The 16,038-nt window shown below is 32.0% G+C and carries 9 protein-coding genes and 5 pseudogenes; 13 read left to right on the forward strand and 1 reads right to left on the reverse strand.

All coding sequences use genetic code 11. The features are described from left to right. Nucleotides 1-394 precede the first annotated feature (394 nt). The 4 genes and pseudogenes from ILT06_RS21115 to ILT06_RS21130 form a co-directional block, all read left to right on the forward strand. Nucleotides 395-1,352, forward strand: a pseudogene (locus ILT06_RS21115) (putative mucin/carbohydrate-binding domain-containing protein); the annotation flags it as partial. 80 nt (nt 1,353-1,432) lie between these two features. Then, a complete protein-coding gene (locus ILT06_RS21120) occupies nt 1,433-3,679 on the forward strand; it encodes a putative mucin/carbohydrate-binding domain-containing protein (RefSeq protein WP_088047597.1) in 2,247 nt (748 codons plus the stop codon). Nucleotides 3,680-3,974: 295 nt separating this feature from the next. Then, nucleotides 3,975-4,302 (forward strand): annotated as a pseudogene (locus tag ILT06_RS21125) (DeoR family transcriptional regulator); the annotation flags it as partial. A gap of 864 nt (nt 4,303-5,166) precedes the next feature. Continuing rightward, a complete protein-coding gene (locus tag ILT06_RS21130) occupies nt 5,167-6,714 on the forward strand; it encodes an NPP1 family protein (RefSeq protein ID WP_222655507.1) in 1,548 nt (515 codons plus the stop codon). 537 nt (nt 6,715-7,251) lie between these two features. Here ILT06_RS21130 and ILT06_RS21135 read toward each other — a convergent pair. Beyond that, complete coding sequence (locus ILT06_RS21135; RefSeq protein WP_261784537.1) at nt 7,252-7,917, reverse strand: helix-turn-helix domain-containing protein; 666 nt, start codon at nt 7,915-7,917, stop codon at nt 7,252-7,254. A gap of 424 nt (nt 7,918-8,341) precedes the next feature. Here ILT06_RS21135 and ILT06_RS21140 point away from each other — a divergent pair, with 424 nt between their 5' ends. The 9 genes and pseudogenes from ILT06_RS21140 to ILT06_RS21175 all read left to right on the forward strand — a co-directional run bounded on the left by ILT06_RS21140 (nt 8,342) and on the right by ILT06_RS21175 (nt 16,030). Further along, nucleotides 8,342-8,914: a tyrosine-type recombinase/integrase gene (locus ILT06_RS21140; RefSeq protein ID WP_222655508.1), complete on the forward strand. Its 573-nt coding sequence runs from the start codon at nt 8,342-8,344 to the stop codon at nt 8,912-8,914. Between the two features lie 477 nt (nt 8,915-9,391). After that, the gene (locus tag ILT06_RS21145; RefSeq protein ID WP_229135911.1) at nt 9,392-9,703 is read left to right on the forward strand and encodes an HNH/ENDO VII family nuclease; all 312 of its coding nucleotides are present in this window, start codon (nt 9,392-9,394) and stop codon (nt 9,701-9,703) included. A gap of 22 nt (nt 9,704-9,725) precedes the next feature. Further along, the gene (locus ILT06_RS21150; protein ID WP_048563259.1) at nt 9,726-10,163 is read left to right on the forward strand and encodes an SMI1/KNR4 family protein; all 438 of its coding nucleotides are present in this window, start codon (nt 9,726-9,728) and stop codon (nt 10,161-10,163) included. Nucleotides 10,164-10,708: 545 nt separating this feature from the next. Then, a pseudogene (locus tag ILT06_RS21155) lies at nt 10,709-10,843 on the forward strand (ATP-binding protein); the annotation flags it as partial. Nucleotides 10,844-10,958: 115 nt separating this feature from the next. After that, nucleotides 10,959-11,423, forward strand: a complete 465-nt coding sequence (locus ILT06_RS21160; RefSeq protein WP_078205183.1) for a GNAT family N-acetyltransferase — start codon at nt 10,959-10,961, stop codon at nt 11,421-11,423. 31 nt (nt 11,424-11,454) lie between these two features. Further along, nucleotides 11,455-11,538 (forward strand): annotated as a pseudogene (locus ILT06_RS33295) (ATP-binding protein); the annotation flags it as partial. A gap of 287 nt (nt 11,539-11,825) precedes the next feature. Next, entirely contained in the window at nt 11,826-13,262 is a 1,437-nt protein-coding gene (locus ILT06_RS21165; RefSeq protein WP_222655509.1) for an IS4 family transposase, read from the forward strand. A 142-nt stretch (nt 13,263-13,404) separates the two neighbouring features. Continuing rightward, nucleotides 13,405-13,494 (forward strand): annotated as a pseudogene (locus tag ILT06_RS21170) (IS6 family transposase); the annotation flags it as partial. A gap of 1,174 nt (nt 13,495-14,668) precedes the next feature. After that, complete coding sequence (locus ILT06_RS21175) at nt 14,669-16,030, forward strand: radical SAM protein (protein WP_088047445.1); 1,362 nt, start codon at nt 14,669-14,671, stop codon at nt 16,028-16,030. Nucleotides 16,031-16,038: the final 8 nt, after the last annotated feature.

Genomic DNA, 16,038 nt, shown 5'->3' on the forward strand with positions numbered 1-16,038 from the left:
GTTAATATTTCGACATTTTTATATATTTTATGTTTTTTTAAAAATAAATGTATTAAAATCTGTTTTTTCTCATACATTCATTTGATTATTCTTCTTTTTAATTGAATTGAAATGTATCCATTTTCTTATATAAATGAGTATATTTATGTTAAATTGTGTAAATATGTGTAAATAGATAATATGAATATGTAAGTAATATTTATTACTTATATATTCATATTTTAAGTATCTAGAAATATAGCGGAGGGATATTATGAAAAGGTGACAGAAACGAAAAATACAAAATTTAGTGATGGTAACCGCCACATTATCTATGTTTACTATTGGAATAACGCCCTCATTAGAAATCTTTGCGGAAGAACAAGCGCAGCAACAAAAAGTATCCGTGTTAAAAAATGATACAATCCAAAAAATAGCGGCACTAGGGTATCCAAATTTAATGGCTGAAATTTGAAAAAGTACAGATTCTAATCCGATTAAACCAGATACACCGAATTCTTCGAATATTTTAGAAGGAAGCCAGTTTGCATGGTCGCTGAAAGGGATTGGAGATTTTGAATTTGCGAAAGTAAATTTAAATAAATCAACAGAAGAAATGCAAATTGATTTAAAAGCAGGTGTACCACATAACTACTTTGATAGTACATATGCAAGTATTAAAGTGCAAAATACATCAGGTAAAGTGGTATATAACAAAGAAATTTATGGAAATAAGCAACATAATGCTGAGCAAGCAAAAATTCCGGTAAAAGTAGGCGATTTTATTGAGTTCACACATTTTGAAGGTGCGAATAGAGCCACTATTACAAATATGAAAAAAAAACATTCATGAAAGTTTTGGGAATAAAGCGGTGTATGAGATTACAAAAGAGGGATTGAAGAAAGTAAATCAAATTGTTAATCCGAAACTAGATACAGAAGCTCCCACACAGCCACAAGGACTATATGCAAGCAACGTTACTTCTAACAGTGTAGAGCTAAAATGGAATCCTCCTACAGATAATGTAGGTATAAAAGAATATCAGGTATTACGTGATGGACAATGGATTCAAACGGTACAAGGAACAACATTTACTGATCAGAACTTAACAGCTAGTAAGGAATATAAATATACAGTGAAGGCTGTAGATGCAGCTGGAAATACATCAATTCAAAGTAACATTCTTCCGGTAAAAACAAAAGATCAAAATGTATCTTATAAAAAATGGGATCCGAAGAAGGCATATACAAAGGGAGATAAAGTAGAACATCAAGGGAAAGTGTATGAAGCTGTTCAAAATCATCAAGGAAATGGTGACCCAAATTGGATATTTGCTTTATCGTTATGGAGCCCGCTTATTTTGAATTTTTAAGTTGATGGCATGGGAATTATTTTATATAAATGAGAATCATGCAACAGTCAAAAGTCAAAAACAAAAAAGGAGAAATTATTTTGAAAAGGATTTCATCTTTATTATTAACTATGCCTATTATTTTAGGAAGTATTGCTACGATTCCGCATACAAAGGTTTCAGCTGAAACAATGTCATTCAATCAAGAAACATTCACTTTAGAAACATTGAATCAACAGACAGATCAAGCCATTGCAAATGGTAATTTTGAAGCCCATTTGAAAAATCTCACAGCATATTTAAATGGAAATGTTGGGGGTATGACTGAAGAAAACTTGAAAAAGAAGCTTGCAGACCCAGTATTTGCAGCAGCTTTGGCTCAGTGGCAATTCATATCACAAACAGGTGGTGCAACAATGGATGCATTTGCCAAAAAAGATGCTGACCATCAGAAATTTCTTAGCTGGGCTATGAAAAATACAAGCGTGATGAATACCTATCTTGAAGGTGGTAGTCCAACGGGAAAAAATCCTGTAAATGCACTTGAGATATGGAATACAATCTGGAATGCGGATGCAGATTCTCACGAAGGGTTGTATTTGAAATTAGCGGTAGCTACATCGTTAGCTCATGCTGAACCTATAAAATATTGGACAAACAATCAACCTATTAATCCATTAACAAGGTACCAACATTATAAATCAGCAGATCAAAATAATGAGTTACTTCCTTGCTTTAGAACATATGATGTTTGGCATTTAAGATTAGTAGTGAATACTTGGTCACCAGAAGAAGATTTAACTTGGGCAAGAAATATGATTAATACGGAACATCCAGAACTTAAAAACCAAGATAAGGTAGGGGAAAGTGCATATTTGATTGATTATGTAACCCATAACAAAGATGGAGTTAGTATTCAAGCTGGAAATGATGCATTCTACGGTTTAGGTTGGAATCTTTCTTCCATTTATAGATTTGGCGGGGTATGCGGTAATATTTCGAAGTTTGGTACGCAAGTAAGCCAAGCATTTGGAGTGGCAGCTATGCCTGTTGGACAACCTGGACATTGTGCACTTATATGGAATAACAAGCCATCTTCTTGGAATTTAGGATATGATATATCTGGATGGGGTCAGTCGAGCCGTCATGATGCAACTGTTATTCCTTGGTCAGATAATAGCCCGACAAATCAAGTGCCGTATATGCTACTATTTGAAAATGCTGAACGTGACCCAGTAAAACTAGATCAATCAGAGCGATTACGCTGGTTAGCGAAAGCGATGACTTCAACAGATAATAAAATTGCAATTTATAAAATATCCACCAATATTTTACCAATCAATTTTTTAGTATGGAATGATTACGTTTCCCTTATGTTACAAAATCCAAATGTAACAGATGCTGAGTGGAAAGAATTAAATAACAGTATCATTTCCGTCTTTGCGAATGAACCGCGACCGATGATGGATCTTATTACTCAAATAAAAGACCATGTACCAATTAGAGATGGTATCTTAGAAGGAGACCAATTTGCATGGTCACTGAAAGGGATTGGCGATTTTGAATTTGCGAAAGTAAATTTAAATAAATCAACAGAAGAAATGCAAATTGATCTAAAAGCAGGTGTACCACATAACTACTTTGATAGTACATATGCAAGTATTAAAGTGCAAAACACATCAGGTAAAGTGGTATATAACAAAGAGGTTTATGGGAATAAACAGCAAAATGCTGAAACACAAAAAGTTCCAGTAAAGATCGGCGATTTTATTGAACTTACACATCTAGAAGGCAGAGAGAGGGCAACATTAATAAATTTAGAGAATAATAAACGTGAAAACTTTGATAAAAAAGCAATTTATGAAGTTACAAAGGATGGATTGAAGAAAGTAAATCAAATTGTTAATCCGAAACCAGATACGGAAGCTCCCACACAGCCACAAGGATTATATGCAAGCAACCTTACTTCTAACAGTATAGAGCTAAAATGGAATCCTTCTACAGATAATGTAGGTGTAAAAGAATATCAGGTATTACGTGATGGACAATTGATTCAAACGGTAAAAGGAACGACGTTTACTGATCAAAACTTAACAGTTAATAAGGAATATAAATATGCAGTGAAGGCCGTAGATGCAGCTGGAAATACATCAATTCAAAGTAACATTCTTCCGGTAAAAACAAAAGATCAAAATACATCTTATGAGAAATGGGATCCAAAGAAGGCGTATACAAAGGGAGATAAAGTAGAACATCAAGGGAAAGTGTATGAAGCTATTCAAAATCATCAAGGAAATGGTGACCCAAATTGGATATTCGCTTTGGCATTATGGAATCCACTGACATAGGGGGCTGATGGCATTCCCCAAAACTTAAGAATGGAGACAATATAAATTGATGGACATGTATGGCAACCCAACTTAGCGTATTTAATGAATCGATGGTTTTTTAAAAATGTATTATTGTAACAATTACACCATCTAAAATTAAAATACAAGTTTATGCCATAATTCACGAATAAACAAATTTCAGATGCCTAAGAAATTACATTTTCTCAATACCTATTTTTTCTATTAGTTAAATATTTTAGTTAGGTTACGGTAGTAATCTAACTAAAATATATTAAGCAAAGGGGACTGTAATATGGAAACAAAAGCACAACAATTAGTAGCAACTGTATTATCTCAACCCAAGCCTTTAGATGGACAAAAAAAACCGCTCAAGTGGGAACTTTAGTACGGAGAGCTTTCCTTCAGGTACAAAATATTTAAAGTGGGAAATTGAGGGTGGAGGAGATCCAGATTTTATTAGTTTTAATGTTATGAAAGATGTATCTGCTGGTACAGATCACATTGTTTTTCACGATGTATTAAGCGGTAATAGAACAAGTGTAATATCCGCGAGATCATTGTATATTGCGAATCCTAAAAATGCATCTGAACCATTTAAGGCAAGTGTATACGCCATTTTTTTATGCAAAAAGGAAGAGGCTCTTTATCAATCTCTTTCCTTTTTATTTATCGCGAGGGGGTTATTTTCAACTGAAAATAACTGATAGACATAAAATATGGCCTTTGACCCATTTTTGCATGTATCTTGTTTCTAGCGGGCATACCAATCTCTTCAAGGCCTGACACGATTAAAAAAAGAAAATTGTACGGTAAGATAGAAAGCCTTATGTCAATAGGATTAACTTTATTAGTACTTTACTTTAAATAAGAATTGTAAATGTAGCAAAATATTTTTCGGTGTAAATCCGCATTTTCGGAGGATGGGCAAAAGCACCCTATTAATAATCATTGAAAGAAGGGCTGAAAAATGGAAGACAAATTACAAATTGTTGAGAGCCTGTTACAATAGAATGAAGTCAAAAGTCTAAATACCCTTAGGTAGCTCTCATAGGTGTAAGATCTAGGGGGGCTTTTTTAATAAGGGAAATACAAAATTTCACGTACCGTAATGTTTAATAAAAAATAAAATACTTAAACAATAGTCTACATTTAATTTTTTGCCTAAATAATCCGCTTAATGGATACTGCATTGTTTGGGATGTTGCAGAATCCTTATAATAAGGATTCTTTTTTATTATATATAAGCAAAAGAGAACTCTTAAATAAAAATTAGAATAATAGAAGGCCTTCGAAATAGTGCTTTATCTATTTCTGAATATAACACTGATTTGAATTGTATTTCTCAATAAAAAAGAAATGCAAATGGGATAAAATAAACTTTATGATATATATTTAGGGGTCACCACGCTATTTTGAGGATTTTTACGTTTAGACACAGGTTGACCTTTACGATGTATGTTATTTATATAACTAGGAGGGGGAACATGAAATTAATATCAAAAATAGTAATGACTGCGTTAATAGTATTGAGTACATTTGCATTCAACTTAGGTGGAGAATTTGATAAGAGTTTTCTTTCTACCCCAAAAGCATATGGGGATGTAATCAAGGCACTTCCACAAAATGCGTCAAAGATAGAGTTAGATTATGCTCCTGTGTATGACTACGACACAGACGGGTGTTATGCGACTGCAGCAATTTCTCCAGATGGCACGACTAACCCTGGCCTAAGTTTGGGCGGTTCCCCGGAAAGTGTCTGTAGAGATGTTAACCGACTGGAAAATTCAAACACTTATTCTCGGGCCAAATCAAATAATGGTTGGACTGCCATTATGTATGCGAGTTACTTTGAGAAAGATCAATCAACTTCGGGCCCTGGTGCGCTTGGACATCGACATGACTGGGAACACACAATAGTTTGGGTTAAAGATAGTCAGGTTCAATATGTAACTTATTCAGCACATGGTAATTGGTACACTAACCCTCGCTCAAACGTTAGATTCGATGGAAACCACCCGAAAATTGTATACCATAAGGACGGCGGCTCGACACATGCTTTTCGCCTGGCTAATAGCAATGACGAGCCGCCAGAAAACTATTATCACCAGTGGCTCCAACTACCAATGGTTGGTTGGAATGGCTATCCAAGCCCAAATATTCGTGAAAAACTAATGACTACGAACTTTGGAGATGCAACACTTGAGATCAAAGGTGGAAGATTTGAAAAAGCCCTTGCTAACGCAAAGCCACCCATTAACTTTGACCCTTATGCACCGGAACTGGAAGATGGTGGTACTTATCAAATAGTTTCTATTTTAAATAATAGTAGTGTCGTTGACTTAAATCAAGCAGATGGAAATGTTCAATTGTGGCAAAATGGCAACGCTAATAATCAAAAATGGAAGCTAGTATATGATTCAAATAAATCAGCATACCAAATTAAAAATATAGCAAATCAAAATTTAGTATTAGCTTGGAATGATCTTAATGGTTCTAATAATGTAGTTGCTACATCTAATCAAAATAAGGAAGAGCAATATTGGATACCAACAGAAGCAGGAAATGGATATTATTATGTAAGGAATAAGAAGGATCAAAACAAAGTGTTAGATGTAAGTGGTTATGGTACTGCAAATGGAACAAATGTTACAGTATATAATTTCCATGGTGGTAATAATCAAACATTCCAATTGTCTAATGTAACAGGGACTTTAACAAGAGAAGTGGAGTCACTCTATAAGGCACAGCCTGGTCAAAGCAGTAGATCAAGTAATAATTTTTCACTTGAACATCTCGCGGCAGGTACCAAAGTACGAGTTGTTTTAGAAGGAGCAGGTGCTACCTCTTTGTCATTTAAAATCTCAAGAGATAAATCAGGTACAGACCCTATAATTTGGTCAAATGTTAGAGATGGTTCTATTCTAACGATCCCTTCAGGAGATGATAGAAAGAATTTGTATATCTCAGGTCCTCCTAGTGGATATACTTCTAACGGTACATTTAAAGTAAAATTCTACGCTCTTTCAAACTAAAAAATATTATAACGTTTCTATTCCTTTTATATTAATCTAATTAGAAAATGAGTATGCATACTTCAAAATTTTTTTTCGGCTTGCTCGATTGGATTAACTATATTAATAGGAAATATAGTGTTTTGTTGCAAAGTTCTTTAAATGAAGCGTATAAAATGGGGTCGAAAGTCTAAATACCCTTAGGTAGCTCTCATAGGTGTAAAATATATGGGGGCTTTTTAATACAGCTTATAATAATTTCACGTACCGTAATTAAAAACAAAACAAAGAAATCCTCAACAAGTGGATTTCTTTGTTTTGATAGTATTGTTATAAGAAATTGTTGTTTATATAAATGCATGGAGAACAACAACTGATTTACAAAACAGCTATAACCACAATTGCTATATGAAAAATAGTCATTTTATGAAAATTGTAACTGAACATTTTTATGAGATGATATGATATTTAAACTTTTAACTATCCTTATACAAGAGATGCCTTTTTGGTAATATAAACAAGCTTTTTCAAATTGATTTTCCTTTTGATAACAGGTTGCTAAGTCAATATAAGATATGGATAATTGTTTAGTATCTTTTTCATTTTTGAAAAAAGGAATGGCTTTTTTTTAAGAAAATTTTTAAAATTCGTTTGGTCAAAATATAAATGATTTTGATAGGAAAATAAACAATATAGTTTAGGGTATTTATTTTTTGTAGTTCGTAACCCTCGATTTAACATCTTTTTAGCATCATTCATTTTTTCCTTATCAAAAAATGAAATCATAGTATCATATAACTTTTCTAATTCAAGTATTTCTAAATCTACTGTTAATGTATTGTTTTTGATTTCTTCTAATCTCTTATATAACAATTTTTTGATATTCCAACTTGGAACAAGTTTCTTATTTTCAATTTTACTTAAATAAGATACCGTACATATGCCATAACACAAAGTTTCTTGTTTTATTCCATGTTTTAATCGTTCATTAAAAAAGAAATTTCCTATATTTTCATTCGAAACCGTATCATTCTTAATTTCAGGATTAGACTTAAATTCCTCTATTCGCTCTAAAAGTAATTGTTTTACTTCGGGTTTTGCTTCTACTTTATTATTTTCTATAAAACTTAAATGGGATACTGGGCATATTCCTTTACATAGCTCTTTTCGAGTTAGGTTATATGTCTTTCTAAATTCACGAATTTCTTTACCGATTGTATTCATTATTATGCCCTCCCTAGAATCTCTTATAATGAAGGATATTCCTTTTTTTAGAAAAATTCAAATAAAAAAACAAAATCAAACTTCAGTCCAGTTGGAATTTATAAATAAAAAAGATAAGATCGGGGAATACGATCTTATCTTTAGCGTAAGGGAAAAACAAATAACAGAAACCATCTTAATTTTTATAATATTATATTTTTTGTTGATTTTCTATATAAGAACCATATATAACAAATATATCTATATTGAGAAATTTATTACAAAACGAACTATAAATGATGAAAAAACCGAAAGTAAACTTTTACTCAAAAGTTTACTTTCGTTTCCGCTTAAACATTGACTTCCATCTAATTTCATTGATATTATAAAAATAGACAAAAAAGTATACATTCAAATCATTGAAAATAAAGGGATTGAAAAACAGATGGATAAAAAGCAACATTTAATTGATGTACAACCAATTCGAAGCAAAGAACAGCTCGAAGATATGAAATGGTCTCTTAAACGTCATTGTTCAGATCGTGATTACTTATTATTTCTAATTGGTATTAATACAGGGTTACGTGTAAGTGATTTACTTAAAATGGAAACAAGTGAAATTTTAAAACTAAAGCGAAAAAAACGGAAAGAATTTAAAGTGAAAGAGGGAAAGACAAAAAAGGAGCGTATCATAAATATTACATCCATTTTTGAGGAAGTATTGCCATACGCTGAGGATCTAAAAAGTACCTGGTTATTTCCTTCTCGAAAAGGTGATAAACCTATTAGTAAAATACAAGCCTATCGACAGTTACAAAAAGCCGGTGATTTTGCCGGAGTCGAATCTTTAGGTACCCATACCATGCGTAAAACATTCGGATATTGGTTTTACAAGCAAACAAAAGATATTGCTATGTTACAAGAAATATTGAATCAAAGTACACCACAAATTACGCTAAGATACATTGGCATTAATAAAGAAGAAAAAGATAATGTACTTGATACATTTCGCATCTAATTTATTGTTCAGTATTAATAAATAGTTCCTCCAATAACATATGAATAGGTTTTGTTTTTATTTAAGTACTATAATTAAAAGAGGGGAAACTTATTTTCCCTCTATATGGGGTAGCATCCCGAAAATGCGGATTTACAACGTTAAGCTGTTTGCAGCGTTAAAAACGAAAAATTTAACAACGATAAGACTTTTGAGACAAGTCATACGAGACACTAGAAAGCTTTATTTGACGTGAAATCAATTAAGTCTCAATAGATTAAACTCTATTGAGACAAGGTTTTCTACCTTAACGTTGTAAATCCGCAAAATCCTGACGCTACCCCTATAAGTAAAGTTACTAAGCGCCAAAAACTAACTACCACAAAGGTAGATCTATCATGGCTAGAAAGATTTGGTGATAAATACCAAGCGGTTGAAGTTACTGGAACAGCAAAGGTACTGAAACAAACTAGTATTTTAGATAGACGTGTATATCAGATGAAAGATATTGATTGGAATTATGTATCATCAAACCCGCAAGCGAAAGGTTTATCAAATTTAGAACTGGCGAAAAAAGGGAGGAACCCTTTTTACAAGGATGATACACAAATTCAACTGCACCATACGACCCAGCGAGAACCAGGAAGCATGGTTGAATTACCGGCTAGTAAACATCGGAAATACACAAAACAGCTTCATGGCACAATTGAGGATGGAGAGAGTTTTAGAAATGATCCAGTTTTAACAGCTCAGTATGAGAGATTTCGTGATTATTACTGGAAACAAAGAGCACAAGATTATCAAAAATAAAATGAAAGAAGGAGTAATATAAATGAAGGAATGGATTGCTAACATTTTTTCCGAACGGGAGGAAAAAGGAGATTTTTTTGGAGGAGTTGAAGATGAATTTATTAACCAACTTGAAAAAAGCTTAGATTGTAAATTTCCAGATAGCTATCGCTGGTTTTTAAAGCATTACGGTGGCGGAGGTATACTCGGAATAGATTTAACATGTGCAGGTTACAGAGATAATTCACCAATACTTTCAGAAACTGGAGTGTATCGTGAAATGGGACTTCCTAACAGCTATGTTGTGATATGGGATGTAGGTGAATACGTATATTGCCTAGATACATCAAGTCTTGTAAATAGTGAATGTCCAGTGGTAACGTGGGATTTTGTAAGTAAGAAGACCGTGCTTGAAGCTAAAGATTTCTATGAGTTCTTATCTAGGAAATTGAAAAGCGCACTTGAAGATTATGAGGATTAATAGGTCATAGCTATTAAAGAATTTATCATAGCATTAATGATATTGAATATTAAAGTATAAAGTACATTTTTAAAATCGAATAAAATACAAGTTATCCAAAAGAGATTGGAGTAGAAAATTTTTTCTACTCCTTTTATATTTTAATAAAATTCAAGACTTTTCTTCATTACCCTACTTACTTAGAGTGGATTTCCTTAAAGATTATTGACCAAATTAATATGAGCTGATTTAAATTATCTGGATATGTTTTCTACCTACAATACTATATAACTCTTACACGTCTAGAAAACTGACTTTTTTTTTATGAAATTTTGCTTAGCGTACGAAATTCGCGTTTTGTTGGTGCTACCCCATGCCCATCAACTTAAGGGGGAAATAAACGAACCTTCATTCAGCCAGGTTAAAACATTCTTAAAATCTTCTACTTTAATAATTATTAATTCTTAATAACCTACATTCTAGCTCTATATTTACCTTTAACAGTGCAATTTTTTTGTTTGGGGGATACTTCAAAATGTTAAGTTGATGGGCATGTATGGTGATCCCTATTTGGTGATAACCGGCTTACTTCTGCATTGGTGGACCGTTTGGTCCATCATGCTCATATCATTGCATTCACAGGTGAAAATTATCGTTTGCGAAATGCTTTATCTTCTGGAAATACCAAAATTAACATTTAAAAAAATAGCTGCGCGCCTCTAGAATTTTTTCTGCATTTTTCAGGGATTGTTGCTTGCACGCCTCAGATTAAAAATTTAAAATAAAGAATAATTAACATAGCGGGAGGGGAAATACGTGATTACACTAAAGCCTATGGCCGAAGAGGCGTTTCAGCGTTATTATGAGAATGAGATTGAAGATTATGCGAAAGAGAAGGTTGCTGCTGGAAATTGGAGTGAAGATGAAGCTGTTAACTTGTCCAAAATAGAATTTGATCAGCTGTTACCAAAAGGTGAAAAAACGGAGTACAATTATTTATACTCTATCTTTCATGATCAAAATCTAGTTGGAATGATTTGGATTGCGCAAAAATCGCCTACAAGTAATGAGGAAGGTTTTATTTATGACTTTATTATTTTTGAGCAATATCAAGGGTTAGGATATGGTAAAAAGGCAATGAAAGAAATTGAAGTGATTGCTAAAGAATTAGGAATGAAAAAAATTGGACTTCATGTTTTTGGTCATAACAAAGTTGCTCGTGGATTATATGAAAAGTTAGGCTATGAAATTACAAATATAGATATGATGAAATCCATTTAAGAAAGCTATTTATAAGTATTAAAAGGGGACCTATGCTCATATCATTGCATTCACAGGTGAAAGTTATCATTTGCGAAATGCTTTATCTTCTGGAAATACCAAAATTAACATTTAAAAAAATAGCTGCGCGCCTCTGGAATTTTTTCTGCATTTTTCAGGGATTGTTGCTTGCACAAAACAGCGGTACCCGATCACTATCAAGCTAAGATGAATTTTTATCCATATGATGGGTGTTTTTATCAAATGGAAAAAAAGTAAGAGTAGAAATGATGAGGAACCAGGATTATCCTACCATTATGCTAGAAATATATATGTTATATTTTCTTTTCCACTACCTTTGCACCAAAATCAAAAAATACGCTATTCTTTCTATAGAATCATAGGAAAGGATGGCGTTTTTGTATGTATCTATCAATTTCTGACGAATTACAATTATTTGCTGAAGAATTATATGAACATCTTACCCCTTCATTTTTGGAAAATCTCGCTAGAGAGCTAGGTTTTGTAAAACGAAAACGTAAATTTTCAGGGTATGATTTAGCTACTATATGTGTCTGGATTAGTCAACGAGTAGCGAGTGATTCATTAGTCCGATTGTGTAGTCAGCTACATGCATCAACAGGAACTCTTATGAGTCCTGAAGGACTAAATAAGCGCTTTAATAAAAAGGCAGTGTTCTTTTTGAAACATATTTTCTCCACATTATTAAAAAATAAAGTTTGTGGAAAGTCAGCAATTCCAAGTGCTTCACTTACCTATTTTCAGCGAATTCGTATTTTAGATGCAACCATTTTTCACGTACCAAAACACTTGGCCAATGTATATCCTGGATCAGGTGGTTATGCACAAACAGCGGGTATAAAAATCCAGTTAGAATATGATTTACATAGTGGTCAGTTTTTAAATTTCCAAGTGGAACCAGGGAAAAATAATGATAAAACCTTTGGAACAGAGTGTTTATCAACATTACGCCCTGGTGACCTATGTATTCGGGATTTAGGCTATTATTCACTGGATGATTTAGATCAAATGGATCAACGTGGTGTGTACTATATATCGCGACTCAAATTAAACAATAGGGTATATGTCAAAAATGAATTTCCTGAATACTTTCGAAACGGAACAATAAAAAAACAATCTCAGTACATCAAAGTTGATTTAGAGCACATCATGGATACCTTAAAACCAGGACAGTCCTATGAAATAAAAGAAGCTTATATTGGAAAGGATAAAAAACTATTTACTCGGGTGTTTATGTATCGATTAACAGAAAAACAACTTCGTGAGCGTATGAAAAAACAAGTGTACACAGAAAGTAAAAAAGGGATTACATATTCGGAAAAAAGCAAACGATTAGCTGGCATGAACCTATATGTTACCAATACACCTTGGGAGATTGCTCCGATGGAACAAATCCATAATTTTTACTCTCTCCGCTGGCAAATTGAAATCATTTTTAAAACTTGGAAATCCTTATTTCAAATTCATCATTGGCAACATATTAAACAAGAGCGATTAGAATGCCATGTTTATGGAAAACTCATTGCCATTTTTCTATGTTCTTCTACTATGTTTAAGATGCGACAATTAATTTTACAAAAGAAGAAACAAGAATTAAGTGAATATAAAGCAATTGGAATGATTCAAGATCACTTATCGAGTTTGTATCAAGCCATACAACAAAACATCCAAGAAATAACAAAGATCCTAATCAGCCTGTTCCACCTCCTACAGAAGAACGGAAGAAAATCTCATCGATATGAGAAGAAGACTGTTTTTGATATTATGGGTGTTGTTTATGAGTATAATGGGTTGAAAAAACAAAAGAAAGTTGCATAATTTAAAAAAGGAAACCCGTTAGGGTTTATTTGGTATGCATATTATTAAGAGTATGCTTCTATTTTAGGAATGCTTTACCTCCACAAAATGAAAGTACACTTTGTTTTCATTTTTAAGTTGATGGGCATGTATGGTGACCCCTATGATAAAAAAAGAACAGATTGCTTTACGGAACCAGTCTGTCCAAAATCAAAAAGAATTCATCCATCAATTGTTTGGACTTGTAATATAAGATACGATCCCGTTAGGAATATATGTGCTTTATTCTCTTTTGTTTTATTTTTGCACCAGAACCTTATGCAAAAGTAATCAATGGCTAACCAGCTGATACCAAAGATTCTCTACAGAAAAGAGGTTGGTTATTATCTTTTTTATACAGATATGATAGTCTACTTTGGAAAAGATGGGATTATTGGTTTGATATTATTCACGGTGAATTATATCCTCTGATAATAAATAATTAAAATGAGAAATATTATCATTTATATATGAATATAATACTTTCAAGACTTTTTAATGTAATTTTTTTCAAAAACACTTTACTTAGTTAAAGATAAAGTGTATATTAATTACTGTGAATTATCAGTCTATTTAGATTTGACAGTTTTTTGTTCGTGGTGAATTATATTCTCTGATTATAAATGATTCGGATGAGAAATATTATCATTTATATATGAATATAATACTTTCAAGACTTTTTAATGTAATTTTTTTCAAAAACACTTTACTTAGTTAAAGATAAGGTGTATATTAATCACTGTAAATTGTCAGCCTATTTAGATTTAACAGTTTTTTATGGTGAATTATATTCTCTGATTATAAATGATCAGAGTGAGAAATATTATCATTTGTATATGGATATAATATTTTCAAAACTTTTTAATGTAATTTTTTTCAAAAACACTTTACTTAGTTAAAGATAAAGTGTATATTAATTACTGTAAATTGTCAGTCTATTTAGATTTAATAGTTTTTTATCCGTAGTGAATTATATTCTCTGATTATAAATAACTAACCTGAGAATTATTATCATTTATATATGGATATAATACTTTTAAGACTATTAATGTAATTTTTTATCTTTAAAGTAATTTTTTTCAAAAACACTTTACTTAGTTAAAGATAAGATGTATATTAACCACAGATTAATTTTCAGTCTATTTAGACTTCACAGTTTTTTATCTTTTTACTTTCTGTTTATAAATGATGCGGATGAAAATCCTTATCATTTATATATATACATAAAATGAAAAAAGGAGGGGAAAATAATGGCTAAAAAAGAATACAAACGTCCAACTGTAAAATCTGGTAAAGCACCATCTTTACAATGTAACTAATTAAAAACAAAAGGAGGGCAGGGGAACTTGCTCTCTTTTTAATGAATACAAATTTGAGGGGGAACCATTATGAATATAAGTTCCAATGAATTAAATTCATTTATAGATAAAATTAAAAATTTAAAATTCAGAGAAGATGTAGGTATGTTATTTGATAGTAAAACTGGTGTTATACATAGGATTGATAATGATCTAGGGATTTTAGTCGTATCTCTAATAAAGCAAAATCACGATATTAACTACATTAAAAATTATATTTTACAAGAATATGACGTCACTGAAAATGAATTAATAAATGATTTAAAAGAATTTTTATATAGTATTAATACAAATCAAGAAAATATTTGGGAATGGGACATTGAAAAAAAACATGAACAGTTACTTGAATTTCCTTTGCGTATAGAAATAGAAGTAACATCTCTATGTAATTGGAACTGTGGTTTCTGCTATAACGTATGGAAAATTGATCCTAATCTGACTGATGATGATGTCCGAAAACAAATTAAATCATTACAACAAAAACATCTTCCAAAGGAAAAGATTTTTAAAATTTTAGATGAATGCCATGATAATGGATGTTTTACAGTTCGATATAGTGGTGGTGAAACATTATTACATCCTGATATTGAAGAAATTCTAGCATATGGGGGAAAACTTGGTCTATATCAAGCTGTCTTTACCAATGGTCATTTTTTAGATATTAAACTAGCTAAACGCTTTAAAGAATATAACGTAGGAACAGTTTTAATTTCTCTACATGGTGATAAAACTGTTCATAATGCATTAACAGGCCACAAAATGGCTTATCAAAAAGCAATCACAGCTATCGAAACACTAGCAAAGGAAAATATCGAAGTTGTAGTTGAATTAACTTTAGTAAAAAGTAATTTTAATGGGGCAATTGAGGTAATGAAAGATGCATATAAAAATGGAGCAAAACATTTTAGTGTAATGAGATATGTCCCGACTGGAAAAAATGATGACGCCTACGGTGTTCCAATAGAAAATATGCTTCCATTAATGCAAAAAATTGATGATTTACAAAAACAATATTTAGATTTAATTGTTGCATGGCCATGTGGTCAAAAGATGTGTACTTCAAATGAAGATATGCCGCTAAACATTGATGATCCTACATTACCATTAAGAAAAAGACAACTATCTGGCCATTGTGAAGCCGGATTAACTTGGGGGAGTGTATCCTTTACTGGTCAATTAAGACATTGTCCACATAGTAATGTCTTCTTTGGTGATGCTGTTACCGATGGTATTAAAAACATATGGGGTGCAATGACTAAAAAAGTATCAGATGTTCTTAATCCACGACAAACATGTATTGGCTGTAGCCAATTAGAAAGTTGTCGAGGTGGATGTCATTTACCACACTTTTTTGAATCTAAACCAGAAAAAACATCAGGATGTTCCGCATAAAATATAGA

It is taken from the genome of Bacillus sp. 17RED48 (assembly GCF_019837545.1).
Lineage (GTDB): Bacteria > Bacillota > Bacilli > Bacillales > Bacillaceae_G > Bacillus_A > Bacillus_A wiedmannii.